The organism is Mesorhizobium sp. P2_F7 (assembly GCF_056403695.1).
Map to the genome: position 1 here is coordinate 1 of NZ_JBFUFA010000005.1, position 14,670 is coordinate 14,670.

12 protein-coding genes and 1 pseudogene are annotated in these 14,670 nt (G+C 62.9%); 10 read left to right on the plus strand and 3 right to left on the minus strand.

Annotated elements, in window-relative coordinates:
• The coding region (glmS, locus tag AC1DZ8_RS18605; RefSeq protein ID WP_477401392.1) for a glutamine--fructose-6-phosphate transaminase (isomerizing) at positions 1-1,361 on the minus strand (1,361 nt) is incomplete at its 3' end.
• A gap of 209 nt (positions 1,362-1,570) precedes the next feature.
• On the opposite strand from glmS, the pseudogene AC1DZ8_RS18610 reads away from it, so the two are divergent.
• A pseudogene (locus tag AC1DZ8_RS18610) lies at positions 1,571-1,935 on the plus strand (ADP-ribosylation/crystallin J1).
• A gap of 11 nt (positions 1,936-1,946) precedes the next feature.
• On the opposite strand, the gene glmU reads toward AC1DZ8_RS18610, so the two are convergent.
• The gene (glmU, locus tag AC1DZ8_RS18615) at positions 1,947-3,317 is read right to left on the minus strand and encodes a bifunctional UDP-N-acetylglucosamine diphosphorylase/glucosamine-1-phosphate N-acetyltransferase GlmU (protein WP_477311119.1); all 1,371 of its coding nucleotides are present in this window, start codon (positions 3,315-3,317) and stop codon (positions 1,947-1,949) included.
• A 429-nt stretch (positions 3,318-3,746) separates the two neighbouring features.
• Between glmU and AC1DZ8_RS18620 the strand changes: the two genes are divergently transcribed.
• Complete coding sequence (locus tag AC1DZ8_RS18620; protein WP_477311117.1) at positions 3,747-4,196, plus strand: universal stress protein; 450 nt, start codon at positions 3,747-3,749, stop codon at positions 4,194-4,196.
• A 393-nt stretch (positions 4,197-4,589) separates the two neighbouring features.
• Here the strand turns inward: AC1DZ8_RS18620 and AC1DZ8_RS18625 are convergent, their stop codons facing one another.
• Positions 4,590-5,339: a cytochrome c biogenesis CcdA family protein gene (locus tag AC1DZ8_RS18625; RefSeq protein WP_477311115.1), complete on the minus strand. Its 750-nt coding sequence runs from the start codon at positions 5,337-5,339 to the stop codon at positions 4,590-4,592.
• Between the two features lie 219 nt (positions 5,340-5,558).
• On the opposite strand from AC1DZ8_RS18625, the gene AC1DZ8_RS18630 reads away from it, so the two are divergent.
• The 8 genes from AC1DZ8_RS18630 (at position 5,559) to rpmG (ending at position 14,609) form a co-directional block, all read left to right on the plus strand.
• Positions 5,559-5,936, plus strand: coding sequence for a COG4315 family predicted lipoprotein (locus AC1DZ8_RS18630; RefSeq protein WP_454574111.1), 378 nt, complete (start codon positions 5,559-5,561; stop codon positions 5,934-5,936).
• Positions 5,937-6,271: 335 nt separating this feature from the next.
• Positions 6,272-8,908: a type I DNA topoisomerase gene (gene topA, locus AC1DZ8_RS18635; protein WP_477309277.1), complete on the plus strand. Its 2,637-nt coding sequence runs from the start codon at positions 6,272-6,274 to the stop codon at positions 8,906-8,908.
• Positions 8,909-8,912: 4 nt separating this feature from the next.
• A complete protein-coding gene (gene rnr / locus AC1DZ8_RS18640) occupies positions 8,913-11,219 on the plus strand; it encodes a ribonuclease R (protein ID WP_477309278.1) in 2,307 nt (768 codons plus the stop codon).
• Entirely contained in the window at positions 11,219-11,671 is a 453-nt protein-coding gene (locus AC1DZ8_RS18645) for a DUF983 domain-containing protein (RefSeq protein WP_477309279.1), read from the plus strand. The genes rnr and AC1DZ8_RS18645 overlap by 1 nt, the downstream gene beginning before the upstream one ends.
• 87 nt (positions 11,672-11,758) lie before the next feature.
• Positions 11,759-12,499 (plus strand): NUDIX hydrolase, encoded by a 741-nt coding sequence (locus tag AC1DZ8_RS18650; protein WP_477401396.1) that lies wholly within the window; start codon positions 11,759-11,761, stop codon positions 12,497-12,499.
• 37 nt (positions 12,500-12,536) lie between these two features.
• On the plus strand, positions 12,537-13,715 hold the full coding sequence (locus AC1DZ8_RS18655; protein ID WP_477309281.1) for an MFS transporter: 1,179 nt from the start codon (positions 12,537-12,539) through the stop codon (positions 13,713-13,715).
• Between the two features lie 113 nt (positions 13,716-13,828).
• Positions 13,829-14,287 carry a YqfO family protein gene (locus tag AC1DZ8_RS18660; RefSeq protein ID WP_477309282.1) on the plus strand — a complete coding sequence of 153 codons (459 nt, stop codon included), beginning with the start codon at positions 13,829-13,831 and terminating at the stop codon, positions 14,285-14,287.
• A 154-nt stretch (positions 14,288-14,441) separates the two neighbouring features.
• Complete coding sequence (rpmG, locus tag AC1DZ8_RS18665; RefSeq protein WP_006201775.1) at positions 14,442-14,609, plus strand: 50S ribosomal protein L33; 168 nt, start codon at positions 14,442-14,444, stop codon at positions 14,607-14,609.
• Positions 14,610-14,670 lie beyond the last annotated feature (61 nt).

A 14,670-nucleotide genomic window follows, 5' to 3' on the forward strand; every position in this document is an offset into this window, starting at 1 on the left:
CGCTCGATCTGTTCCTCGAGCTTCAGCACCTGGTTGGCGTAGCGTGGCGCCTCCGAAAGCGCGCGCACCAGCGTCTTTTCCTCGTCCTTCGAGATCGTGCCGCGCGCCACGCCGGCGCGCACCGCCAGCGACGCCAGCACCGACAGCTGGCAGGTGAAAGCCTTGGTCGAGGCGACGCCGATCTCCGGACCGGCCAGCGTCGGCAGCACGACATCGGATTCGCGCGCCATGGTCGATTCGCGCACATTGACGACGGCGCCGATCTTCATCCCGGCCTTGCGGCAATACCGCAGCGACGCCAGCGTGTCGGCGGTTTCGCCTGACTGCGAGATGAAGAAGGCGGCGTCATCAGCCGACAGCGGCATCTCGCGATAGCGGAATTCCGAGGCGACGTCGATGTCGACCGGCAGCCGCGCATAGCGCTCGAACCAGTATTTGCTGATCAGGCCGGCGAGATAGGCGGTGCCGCAGGCCGAGATCGCCAGCCGACCGATCTTGGCAAAATCGAACGGCAGCTCCAGCGGCTTCGAGACGCCGGAGACGAAATCGACATAATGCGCCAGCGTGTGCGAGATCACTTCGGGCTGCTCATGGATTTCCTTTTCCATGAAGTGGCGGCGGTTGCCCTTGTCGACCATGAAGCTGGTCGACAGCGACTGCTGGCGCTTGCGAGCAACCTTGTTGCCGTCGATGTCGAAGATGGTGACGCCGTCGCGGCGCACCACCGCCCAGTCGCCGTCTTCGAGATAGGTGATGGAATTGGTGAACGGGGCGAGCGCGATGGCGTCGGAGCCCAAAAACATCTCGCCTTCGCCATGACCGACGGCGAGCGGCGGGCCATTGCGGGCGCCGACAATGAGATCCTCATCGCCCGTGAACATGATCGCCAGCGCAAAGGCGCCTTCCAGCCGCTTCAGCGCCGCGTGCGCCGCCTCGATCGGCTTCAGCCCTTTGGCCAGTTCGCGCGCCACCAGATGCGCCACAACCTCGGTGTCGGTCTGCGACGAGAAGGCATAGCCGTCGCGGATCAACTCGTCGCGCAACTCGGCGAAATTCTCGATGATGCCGTTATGGACGATGGCAACGCCATCGGAGAAATGCGGATGCGCATTGGTCTCGTTGGGCACGCCATGCGTTGCCCAGCGCGTGTGGCCGATGCCGATGGTGCCGTCGAGCGGCTCGTCCTTCAGCCGGCGTTCGAGATTGATCAGCTTACCTTCGGCGCGGCGGCGGCCAAGCGCGCCTTTCTCGACGGTGGCGACCCCGGCTGAGTCATAACCGCGATATTCCAACCGCTTCAGCGCATCGACAATGAGCGGCGCGACCTGGCTTTGGCCGACAATTCCGACGATACCGCACATGCGCCTGCCCCCGAATCCCAATGGAAAACCAGCGCTATCTAGGGATTGCCGGCCCGCCGCGAAAGTCACTTTGCGTTTCGTCCGATGTAACGGACGCTTCTCAACCCGATGCACCATGTCAGGCCGCTCTTGCAATCCGGTTACTGCAATTGCTCGATTTTTTCAGGCGTCTGGTTCTCGTTCTCGCAATATCTGGCTAAGGTCCGGCCATGATGAGCCAAGCCACTGTCACACTCTGGCGTCCTGTCGGACCGAAGGAACTGGAACTGATCGAGGCGTCGGGGATGCGCGAATTCCCGCCGCGCCTGCCCGATCAGCCGATTTTCTATCCGGTTCTAACAGAGGCCTATGCGACGCAGATCGCCCGCGACTGGAACGTGCCGGCGAGCGGCTCGGGTTTCGTCACCCGCTTCGACGTGCTGAAAAGCTTCCTCGACCGTTACAAGGTCGAACATGCCGGCAGCAGGGCGCATCTGGAATACTGGATTCCGGCTGAAGACCTCGCCGATTTCAACAGGCGATTGTCGGCCGGATCGAGGTGACGGCCAGCTTTGGCGAGGCTGCTATCGACTGATCGCCAGGGTCCTAATGGTCAGCGGACTTCTTCTTCGCCGCTGCAGCCGAAGCGAACCGCTCGCGCAGCTCTTTGCCTTTGCCAGGAATGGTCTTCTGGCGGGCGCGGCCGAAGGCCAGCGCATCGTCGGGCACGCTTTCGGTGATGACGCTGCCCGAGGCGATGTAGCCGCCCTTGCCGATGGTGACCGGCGCCACCAGTGACGAGTTCGAGCCGATAAACGCGCCTTCGCCGATGTCGGTGAAGAATTTCGAGTAGCCGTCATAGTTGCAGGTGATGGTGCCGGCACCGATATTGGCGCCCGCACCCACACGGGCATCGCCGATATAGGTCAGATGATTGACCTTCGCGCCTTCTTCGACAACCGCCTGCTTGACCTCGCAGAAATTGCCGACCTTGGCCTTCTGCCTAAGATCGGCACCTGGCCGCAGCCGCGCAAACGGCCCGACATCGCAGTTGGAGGCAATGGTGGCACCCTCGATGTGGCTGAAGGCGTGGATCTTGGCGCCGCCGGCGATCTTCACCCCCGGGCCGAACCAGACATTGGGTTCGACGATGGTATCGGCGCCGATTTCGGTGTCGTGTGAGAAATACACGGTTTCCGGCGCAATCAGCGTTACGCCCGACAGCATGGTCTCGTGCCGTCGGCGCAGCTGCCAGATGCCTTCCGCCTGCGCCAGTTCGGCGCGGTTGTTAATGCCGAGCGCGCTCTCGAAGCTGGCTTCGGTGGCGACGACATCGAGGCCTTGCGCACTGGCGATCTCGACAATGTCGGTCAGATAATACTCGCCCTTGGCATTCTTGTTACCGACCTGGTCGAGCAGCTTCAGCGCATGAGCGCCGGCTACCGCCATCATGCCGGCATTGCAGAAACCGATCTTTTTCTCCTCGGTACTGCAGTCCTTCTCCTCGCGAATGGCGGTGAGCTTGCCGCCCTTTTCGAGCAGCCGACCGTAGCCGGTCGGGTTGGGCGGACGAAACCCGACAACCACGACGGCAGCCCCGTCGGCCAGCTTTTGCCGCGCATTGGTCAGCGCTTCGGCATCGATCAGCGGCGTGTCGCCGAACATCACGAGAATGTCGTCATAACCCTTTGATATTGCTTCGCGCGCGGCCAGCACGGCATGCGCTGTGCCGAGCCGCTTCTCCTGCACGAAAGTCTCGGCCTTCGGCGCGAATTTCGCCGCCGCCTTGCGCATTTCGTCGGCGCCATGGCCGATAACCAGCGCCTGGCTGCCGGCACCGGCGGCTTCCGCCGCCTTCACCACATGCGCAACCATTGGCAGCCCGGCAATCTGGTGCAGCACCTTGGGCAGCGCGCTCTTCATGCGCGTGCCTTCGCCGGCGGCGAGGATGACGGACAGGCAGGATCTCTGGCTCATGAAGGACAACCATATGAAAAGGGATCAGGAATCGAAAGATAGGTAGCATCCGGCGCCATGCTGCACCAATGCGGTTAAATTCCGGTGAGATCGTAGAGCAGCTGACAAGGTAACTCTGAAAGGGTACCCCCTCCCGTGCCGCAAACCTGGACCGGCCCCTCCCTACCAACGACCATAGTAAGCTGTCGTGTGGGGCATGCCTTGCCGGTATATAGGCGCACCAGTCAGGCCTGAAGGGGCACTGTCCGGGCATTTGTCGGCCACGGCAACGCCAACGGCTGCCAAGCCCATAAGTCGCAACGAAAAGGGCATTGCTCCATGCTGGCTTTGGCCGCTGCGCGGACGCAAGCTACGATCCGCACGAATGATGTGGCATAATTGGCTGTTGCCCGACTTTGGGGACATTGCATTCGATCCGTGTGGCACAAGATGTATCATCATATCCTGATCCCCACCGATGGCTCGGAAAGATCCCAGAATGCCGTTGCGCACGGCGTTGGCCTCGCCGCGGCCCTGAACGCACAAGTAACTATTCTTACGGTGGAAGCCCCGTTGCATTCGGTCGCATCCGACCCCACGCCAGTCGTCGAGATCCCTGGGGCGGCCGAATTCATTCATAAGTTTTTGCATGGAAAGGCGGAGGAGTATCTCGCTTCCGCCGCAGCCGTCGCGGCAGCCAGTCAGGTGTCCTTCGAGACTGTCCACATCAAGCAGGAGCATTGCTTCGCAGCTATCATCGAAACGGCTGAAGCCAGGGGCTGCGATCTCATCGTCATGTCATCACATAGGCGAAGTGGGATATCGGCAGTGCTGCTCGGAAGCGTAACGCTCAAGGTGCTGACGCACAGCAACATCCCCGTGCTTGTTCACCGTTCGTAGAGTTGGTCGCGTGTTGCCGTGTGCCAACCCCCAATGCGCTCGCGCCGCTACATTTCCACACCCAAGCAGAAGTTCGTACCACAGCGGTCGAATTCACACTGGATTTTACCCGCAGGAAGTCAGAAAAAATCTGCCGCGATTTCGAAGCAGGGTAGATGGATGCGCCACGACAACCCTCCGTCGCTAAATGCAGGAGAGATTTTGGCCGAGGCGATCTCAACGCCTTGTGAACAGCTCTATAGCAATGCATACTCTATCTCATGGAACCTAGAGTTAGCATTGAGGTAAACACCAACAATGAATTTTCGATCAATCTTCACTTGAGGGGATCATTACTGATGTTGGGATCGAAAGGCCGATGCCAAGTAGTCTGACAACACCACTTTTGAGCACCTACCCCAGCCGACCCAGCACCGGGAAAGTCTCCAGCAGCCAGTAGGACACTGTCTGCACGCCGCCGGTGAGGAAGAACACGCCGGCCACGACCAGCAGCGCGCCGATGGCCTTTTCGACGCGGCCGAGATGGACGCGGAATTTGCCGAGGAAGCGCATGAAGGCGCCGGAAAACAAAGCGGCGATCAGAAACGGTATGCCGAGGCCGAGCGAATAGGCGGCGAGCAGGAGTGCGCCCTCGCCCACCGTCTCGCGGCCACCGGCGAGCGTCAGGATCGGCCCGAGCACCGGGCCGATGCACGGCGTCCAGCCGAAGGCGAAGGCCAGTCCCATGACATAGGCGGCGACCATGCTGGCCGGCTTGCCCTGCGACTGGAAGCGCGCCTCGCGCGACAGAAGCGGAATGCGCAATATGCCGAGGAAATTCAGGCCCATCAGGATGATCAGCGCGCCGGCGGCCATCGCCAGCGGCTCCTGCCAGACACGCAGCCAGTGGCCGATGGTCGAGGCGCCGGCGCCGAGCGCCACGAACACCGTGGAGAAGCCGAGCACGAAGGCGAGCGAGGAATAGATGAGCGCGCCGCGCGCGCCGGCCTTCGCGGTGACGCCGGCATTGTCACCGCGAAAATCGTCGACCGACACGCCGGCCATGTAGCAGAGATAGGGTGGCACCAGCGGCAGCACGCAAGGCGACAGGAACGAAATCGCCCCTGCTCCGACCGCGCTGACATAGCCGATGTCCAATGCCATCCCGAAACTCCAGATTCGCTGGCGCCGATATAGCGACGCAAAACCATGTACGCCAATCACCATCGTGTGGCATTTGGCTACAGGTACGGCCCCGCTGGAAGAATTGTTACCGGCAGATCGTCAGATGACCAGGCCAGGGAAGAAACGCCCCTCGCCAAGCGTTCACAGAGCGAAGCCGCGATTTCTGCGCGCTTCTTCGGATAGTCCAGGGAGATTTCCATGAAAACGATCACTGTTGGCCTGGCCGCGCTTTTGCTCAGCACCGCCGCATCCTTTGCCGCCGAAGCGTGGAAGGAAGCCGAAGTCAACGGCACCAAGATCTACACCGACGCCAATGGCATGACGCTCTACACCTATGACAAGGACGAGAAGGGCAAGACCAATTGCTACGACAAATGCGCCACCAACTGGCCGCCGCTGAAGGCCGAAGCCGGCGCCAAGGCCGATGACGAATGGACCATCGTCGACCGCACCGACGGCACCAAGATGTGGGCCTATGACGGCAAGCCGGTCTACACCTTCATCAAGGACAAGAAGGCTGGTGACGTCACCGGCGACGGCGTCGGCGAGGTCTGGCACATCGTCAAGGCCGACTGATCTTTCGAGCACCTACTCCGCCCGATCGGCGGGACCCAGCTGGCTGCCGGCTCGAAGGACCCGGCGGCCAGTTTTCGTTTTTTCGGCGCCTCGCAAGAACGGACCGGCGCGCAATCCCGAGTCGTTTGCGCAAGACTTGGCGCCCAAACCGCATGTCCTCGAATTCTGTGATTTTCTCCATACACTCTAAGAGTGTATTGCTGCGGACGTGTCGGCAATTTGGCCGCCTCCCCTTGACCGGATGCAAAAGCGCGGCCATGTGAGCGGCAAATAGAACGAGATTTCGTCGCGCGCAGCGGAATCCTTCTGCCGCACCACAGCTGATATGAGAACTCATGGACGTCGTCGTCGTCGAATCGCCGGCCAAGGCAAAGACAATCAACAAATACCTCGGCAAGAACTATAAGGTTCTGGCCTCGTTCGGCCACGTCCGCGATCTGCCGGCCAAGGATGGCTCGGTGCGTCCGGACGAGGATTTCGCCATGTCCTGGGCGGTCGACACCGCGTCGGGCAAGCGGCTCGCCGACATCGCCAAGGCGGTCAAGGACGCCGACGGCCTGATCCTCGCCACCGACCCGGATCGCGAGGGCGAAGCCATTTCCTGGCATGTGCTGGAAGTGCTGAAGCAGAAGCGCGCGCTGAAAGACAAGCCGGTCAGCCGCGTCGTCTTCAACGCCATCACCAAATCGTCGGTGCTGGAAGCGATGGCCAATCCGCGCCAGATCGACGGGCCGCTGGTCGATGCCTATCTCGCCCGCCGGGCGCTCGACTATCTCGTCGGTTTCACGCTCTCGCCGGTGCTGTGGCGCAAATTGCCCGGCGCCCGTTCGGCCGGCCGCGTCCAGTCGGTGGCGCTGCGCCTGGTCTGCGACCGCGAATCCGAAATCGAACGCTTCATCCGCGAGGAATACTGGCAGATCGCTGCTCTACTGGGCACGCCGCGCAACGAAACTTTCGAGGCGCGGCTGACCGCCTTCGAGCGCAAGAAGCTGCAGAAGCTCGACATCGCCAACAAGGCGCAGGCCGACGATATCAAGGGCATGCTCGAGGGCGCGACGTTCAAGGCGCTGTCGGTGGAAGCCAAGCCGACCCGCCGCAATCCCGGCCCGCCCTTCACCACCTCAACGCTGCAGCAAGCGGCCTCCTCTGGCCTCGGCTTTTCGGCCACGCGCACCATGCAGGTGGCGCAGCGCCTCTATGAAGGCATGGAGATCGGCGGCGAGACCACCGGCCTGATCACCTACATGCGAACCGACGGCGTGCAGATGGCGCCGGAGGCGATCGATGCCGCACGTGACGCTATCGCCAAGGAATTCGGCGCAAGATATCTGCCGGAAAGGCCGCGTCAGTACACGACCAAGGCCAAGAACGCTCAGGAAGCGCACGAAGCGATCCGCCCGACCGATTTCATGCGCACGCCGGCATCGGTCAGGCAGTATCTCGATTCCGACCAGCTGCGGCTTTACGAGCTGATCTGGAAGCGCGCCATTGCCAGCCAGATGCAGTCGGCCGAAATCGAGCGCACCACGGTCGAGATCGAGGCGGTCAACGGCGCCCGCACGGCGGAACTTCGCGCCGTCGGTTCGGTCGTGCGCTTCGACGGCTTCATCGCCGCCTACACCGACCAGAAGGACGACGACGCGGAAGACGAGGAAAACCGCCGTCTGCCCGAGATCCGCGCCGGCGAGCAACTCAGGCGCGACGCGATCAACGCCACCCAGCACACCACCGAGCCGCCGCCGCGCTACTCCGAGGCGACGCTGATCAAGAAGCTGGAAGAGCTCGGCATCGGCCGTCCGTCGACCTACACCGCGATCCTGAAGACGCTGGAAGACCGCGACTACGTCACCATCGACAAGCGCCGTCTGGTGCCGCAGGCCAAGGGCCGGCTGTTGTCAGCCTTCCTCGAAAGCTTCTTCGAGCGCTATGTCGAATATGACTTCACCGCATCGCTCGAGGAAAAGCTCGACGAGATTTCCGACGGCAAGCTCGCCTGGAAGGATGTGCTGCGCGACTTCTGGAAGGATTTTTCCGGCGCCGTCGCCGACATCAAGGAACTGCGCGTCACCGACGTGCTCGACGCGCTGAACGAGGAACTGGCGCCGCTGGTGTTTCCCGCGCGGGAAGACGGCTCAAATCCTAGAATCTGCCCGAAATGCGGCACCGGCAATCTGTCGCTGAAGCTCGGCAAGTTCGGCGCCTTTGTCGGCTGCTCGAACTATCCGGAATGCTCCTTCACCCGCCAGCTTGGCGACGCCGCCAACCAGAATGGCGAGAATGGCGGCGGCGAGGACGGCACCAAGGTGCTGGGCAAGGACCCCTACACGGCAGAGGAAATCACGCTGCGCTCAGGCCGCTTCGGCCCCTACATCCAGCGCGGCGACGGCAAGGAAGCCAAGCGCTCCAGCCTGCCCAAGGGCTGGACACCCGACTCGATCGACCATGAGAAAGCGCTCGCTCTGCTCTCTTTGCCGCGCGATGTCGGCAAGCATCCCGAGAGCGGCAAGATGATCTCCGCCGGGCTCGGCCGTTACGGGCCGTTCGTGCTGCATGACGGCACCTACGCCAATGTCGACAGCATCGAGGATGTGTTCTCGATCGGCCTCAACCGCGCCGTGTCCGTGATCGCCGAGAAGCAGTTGAAGGGCAAGGGCGGCCGCAATGGCGGCACGGCCGCTGCACTGAAGGAGCTGGGCGACCATCCCGATGGCGGCGGCAAGATCGTCGTGCGCGACGGCAAATACGGCCCCTACGTCAATTACGGCAAGGTCAATGCGACGCTGCCCAAGGGCAAGGATCCGCAGTCGGTGACCGTTGAGGACGCGCTGGCGCTGATTGCCGAGAAGGAAGCCAAGGGCGGCGGCGGCAAGAAACCGTTCCGCAAGGCCGCAGCGGCCAAGGCGCCTGCAGCCAAGAAAACCACAGCCAAGAAGTCGGCAACCAAAAAGCCGGCGACGAAGAAAAAGGGATAGCAGCGTGGCGCGCAGGATCACCGGTAGAAGCCACGGCGATCCACGCACCGCCGACACCAGGGCCAAGGTCAAGGATGACTACCGGCCCTCGCGTGACGAAATCCTGCGCTACATCGCCGAAAATCCCGACCGCTCGGGAAAGCGCGACATCGCCAAGGCGTTTGCCTTGCGTGGCGACGATCGCATCTGGCTGAAGGATATCCTGCGCGACCTGCAGGACGAAGGCGTGCTCACCAAGGAGCGCAAGCGGCTCGCCCGCGTCGGCGCCTTGCCGCATGTCGCCATACTCGACATTTTTGGCCGCGACGGCGACGGCATTCTGCTGGCGCATCCGGCCGAGGCCGTCGGCCCGGGCGAGCCGCCCGTCGTCTCGATCCGCGTCTCGCGCGGCGGCAATGGCCCGCAGCCGGGCATTGGCGACCGCGTGCTGGCCAAGACCTTCCCGACCGATGAACCGACCGGACCCGCCTATACGGGTCGCGTGATGAAGATTTTCGAGAAGCGGACCGATGCCGTGCTCGGCGTCTTCCGCATCCTTAAAGACGGCACTTTCCGCATCGAGCCGGTCGAACGGCGCCAGCCCGAGTTGATCGTCGACAAGGAATTCCAGAACGGCGCCAAAAACGGCGACCTGGTCGAGGTCGAGCCGGCGCGGGCCTCCCGTTATGGTTTGCCACGCGCGAAAGTGCTGGCGGTGCTGGGCTCGCTGACCGGCGAAAAGGCGATCTCGATGATCGCCATCCACGCGCATGACATTCCTCACATCTTCCCGGCCGACGTCATCGCCGAGTCCGAAGCCGTCAAGCCGGCGACCATGGATCACCGCGAGGACTGGCGCGACCTGCCGCTGGTCACCATCGACCCGGCCGACGCCAAGGACCATGACGACGCCGTCTTCGCCACGCCCGATCTCGACGAGAAGAACCCCGGCGGTGTGATCGCCACGGTGGCGATTGCCGATGTCGCGGCCTATGTCCGCTATGGTACCGCACTCGACCGCGAAGCCCTGAAGCGCGGCAATTCGGTCTACTTCCCCGACCGCGTTGTGCCGATGCTGCCCGAGCGCATCTCCAATGACCTCTGTTCGCTGCGCGAAGGTCAGGATCGTCCGGCGCTTGCTGTGCGCATGACTTTCTCGGCCGATGGCCGCAAATTGCGCCACACCTTTCACCGCGTCATGATGAAGTCGGCGGCCAAGCTTGCCTACCCGCAGGCCCAGGCGGCGATCGACGGCGTGCCGGACGACAAGACCGGGCCGATCCTCGACACGGTGCTGAAGCCCCTGTGGGACGCCTACGCGATCCTCAAGCGCGGCCGTGACGGCCGCCAGCCGCTTGAGCTCGATTTGCCTGAGCGCAAGATCATGCTGAAGCCGGACGGCACCGTCGACCGCGTCATCGTTCCGGAACGGCTCGATGCCCACAAGCTGATCGAAGAATTCATGATCCAGGCCAATGTCGCCGCAGCGGAGACGCTCGAGGCGAAGAAGCAGGCGCTGGCCTACCGCGTCCATGATGCGCCGTCGCTGGCCAAGCAGGAATCGCTGCGCGAGTTTCTGCAGTCGCTCGGCCTGTCGCTGGCACGCGGTGCGCAGATGCGGCCCGCCCAGTTCAACGGCATTCTCGATCGCGTGCGCGGCGCCGACAATGAGGCGCTGGTCAACGAAGTGGTGCTGCGTTCGCAGAGCCAGGCAGAATACTCGCCCAAGAACATCGGCCATTTCGGCCTCAACCTGAAGCGCTACGCGCATTTCACCTCGCCAATCCGCCGCTACGCCGATCTGATCGTGCATCGCGGACTGATTGCCGCACTCGGGCTTGGCCCGGGCGGGTTGACGCAGGATGAGGAGGCGCGGCTGGAAGACGTGGCGGTGCTGATCTCCGGCACCGAGCGCCGCGCCATGGCGGCGGAGCGCGACACGGTCGACCGGCTGATTGCCGCCTATCTCGCCGAGCGCATCGATGACCGGTTTGACGCGCGCATCTCCGGCGTCACCAAATCAGGACTATTTGTCCAATTGCCGCAGTTTGGTGCGGATGGTTTCATTCCGGTGTCAAGTCTGAACGGCGATTACTATATATACGACGAAACCGCGCGATCGCTGTTCGGAGAGCGCACCGGCAAGGGTTATCAGCTTGCCGACCGCGTCGAGGTTCGCCTGATCGAGGTGGCGCCGATGGCCGGCGCGATGCGTTTCGAGATGCTGACCGACCCGAAGCCCCTGCCCGGCTCCAAAAGGTCGTTTCACAAGGCAAAAGGCCGCGCCCGCGCGTCGCAATCGCGCCCGGGGTCGCGCGGCAGGAGACGATAATGGCAGGCGAACTGGGTATCCAGGAACAGGTTTTCGGCGGCGAACATCATTCGGGCCGGGTCGCCCGCCCGCTGTGGACGGCGATGAAGCGCGGCGCGCTTGGCCGCTGCCCGCATTGCGGCGAAGGCAAACTGTTTGCCGGCTTCACCAAGAGCGTCGACAAATGCAGCGTCTGTGGCGAGGAGCTTTACCACCATCGCGCCGACGACCTGCCGGCCTATCTCGTCATCGTCATTGTCGGCCACATCGTGCTTGGCGCCTTCATGGCCGTCGAGGCGACCTCGACGCTCTCCATGTGGCAGCACATCGCCATCTGGGTGCCGCTGACCATCGTTTTGTCTCTCGTCTTGCTGCAACCGGTCAAGGGCGCCGTCATCGGACTGCAATGGGCGCTCTATATGCACGGCTTCGGCGGCGAAAAGGACGGAACCGAGTCACGTCCTGGAACCTGACCGGCATCGGGCAATGCCGCCTGGCGCAACATGCCGACCGTGAAAGGCCACTTTCGTTTGCCAGAAGTTTCCGCTAGGTCCTGCGCCATGGAAGGTATGACCAAGGCGGAAGTCAGCAGGATGGACCGTGGCGCGGCCGCCCATAGCGGCCAGCCCATACGTCCTCGCGATGCCGCCACCTTGATCCTGCTCGACCGCAAGGGCGACGAGATTCTAGTGCTGATGGGCCGGCGTCATGCCGGCCACGCCTTCATGCCCGGCAAATTCGTCTTCCCCGGCGGCCGCACCGATCCGGCCGACAGCCGCATCGCCGTCGCCACATCGCTTTATCCTGAGGAAGAAACCAAACTCACCGCCAGTGTCGGCCGCATCAGCCCATCGCGGGCCCGCGCCATCGCGCTCTCGGCCATCCGCGAGACCTATGAGGAAGCCGGCCTGCTCATCGGCAAGAAAGGCGCCTTCGCAACCGACAAGCGCGACTGGCAGGGCTTTGTCGAGCATGGCGTGCAACCTTCGCTGGCGCCGCTGCGCTTCATCGCCCGCGCCATTACCCCGCCCAATCGGGTGCGTCGTTTCGACACCCGCTTCTTCAGCGCCTGGCGCAGCGATGTCGCCGTCGAGCTGCCGGGCGGCGGTCCGACCAATGAGCTGGAAGAACTGGTCTGGTTGCCGTTGGCCAAGGCCAGAGAGGCCGATATTCCCGACATCACCCGGACGGTCCTGCAGGACCTGGAAAAGCGGCTTGCCGACGATCCGGGCCTGCGACCCGGTGGGGCCGTTCCGTTCTATCGGCTTGTCCGCAACCGCTTCGTTCGCGAAGTTCTTTAGCCCCGAAATTTTCTAGCATCGAGTATTCAGGCATCACATGACGGTCGATACCCAAGAAGAGGGCGACGAACGCGTACACTGGCTACCGATGGTGGCTGCGATCTCGTCCATCAGCGTCGTCGGCATCGCCATCGGCCTCGGCATGCCGCTGCTCAGCGTCATTCTGGAGACACGCGGCCATTCGGCGTCGATGATCGGCCTCAACACTGCGGTCGCCGGCCTCGCCTCGATCGCCGGCGCCCCGCTGGCCACGCCGCTGGCGATGCGCTTCGGCGTCGCCTGGACGATGGTTGCCATGATCGCCGCCGGCGCGCTGGCCTTTGTCGGTTTCCATTTCGCCCCGGACTTCTGGATGTGGTTCCCGCTGCGCATCGTGTTGCACATTGCGCTCACGGTGCTGTTCATCCTGTCCGAGTTCTGGATCAGCACATCGGCGCCGCCGCGCCGGCGCGGCCTGGTGCTCGGCATCTACGCCACCGTGCTGTCGCTCGGTTTTGCCGCCGGGCCGTGGATCTTCGCCCATATCGGCAGCACCGGCTTCAGGCCGTTCGGCGTCATCATCGTCCTGGTGGCGCTGGCCGCGATACCGGTGCTGGCAGCGCGCAACGAAAGCCCGACCATTGTGGTCGACGGCGAGACAAGCCACTTCCTGCGCTACATCTGGCTGGTGCCGACGGCGACCGCCGCAGTCCTGGTGTTCGGCGCCGTCGAAACCGGCGGCTTTGCGCTATTCCCGGTCTATGGCAGCCGCATCGGCTATTCCGAAGCGGATGCGGCCCTGCTGCTCACCATGATCGGCCTCGGCAACGTGCTGCTGCAGATCCCGATCGGCATGATCAGCGACCGCGTCAGCGACCGCCGATATCTGCTTTTGGCCTGCGCCACCGTTGGGCTTGCCGGCACCATCTTCATGCCGTTCTTCGCCCAGAATTGGCACCTGATGGCGGCCCTTCTGTTCGTCTGGGGCGGTGTCGTCGCCGCCATGTACACGATCGGCCTTGCCCATCTCGGCTCCCAGCTTTCCGGCCATGAGCTGGCTTCGGCCAACGCCGCCTTCGTGCTGTGCTACGGTGTCGGCATGGTGTTGGGACCACAGGCGATCGGCATCGGCATGGATGCTTTCGGGCCCTCCGGCTTCGGCTGGTCGCTCGGCCTGTTCTTCGGCGCCTACATCGCCCTGGTCAGTGTCAGGCTGATCCGCAAGCTCCTGTTGTAAACCACGGCAGCAAGCGCCTTTACACAGCGCAAAGACACGGCTGCTGACAGAACCGTGTCAGCAGGCCTCAGCTAAAAGGGTGTCCCAAAACACCCGAGTTTGAGGATACGGCGATGATCGACAGCGGCTTTGAAACCACATCTCTGCGCATGACGCTTCTGCTGCTTGTCAGCTTCCAGGCCCCGGCAGCCGATGTCGATCGCATCATGGACGCCGTGGTCGCGATCGCCCCGCTCGCCATGGGCAAATACGATCGCAACGCCTATCAAACGGCGCACGGCATCGAACGCTACCGGCCGCTTGAAGGTGCCGCCGCCGGCGCCGAAACTGAATTGCGCCGCCGCCCCGGCACGGTCGAGGTCTCGTTCGAACTGCCCGATGACCAGGTGCTCGCCGCCCGCGTCGTCGAGGCTATTTTCCAGGCGCATTCCTACCAGGAGCCGGTGATCCGCATCCAGCCGATCCTTGCCAGCCGCTCCAAGGGACTGGACGACCGCGCCAATCCGAATCGCTGGTGGAACACCACCGGCGACTGGAAGAAAGCGGCAGCGCCGATAGCGCAAAGCGCGTGATTTCAGGCCAAAGGGCGGCCTGACTGAGACACAACGAGCGCGCCGGGCTTGACTTTCCGGGCACGTTCTTTATGTGTCGCGCCAAGTTTCCCGCGTCCGGGTGTTTTCCCCCGCTCCAGCGGCCAAAACCCCACGAACATAACGGACTGATACAATGGCCAAAGCCGCAAACATCAAGATCAAGCTTCTGTCGACCGCCGACACCGGTTTCTTCTACGTGACCAGCAAGAACAGCCGTACCAAGACGGACAAGCTGTCCTTCCGCAAGTACGACCCGGTCGCCAAGAAGCATGTCGAGTTCAAGGAAACCAAGATCAAGTAATCTGGTTTTCCACACGTCTTTAAAACGCCGTCCTTCGGGGCGGCGTTTTTGTTTTGCAGGC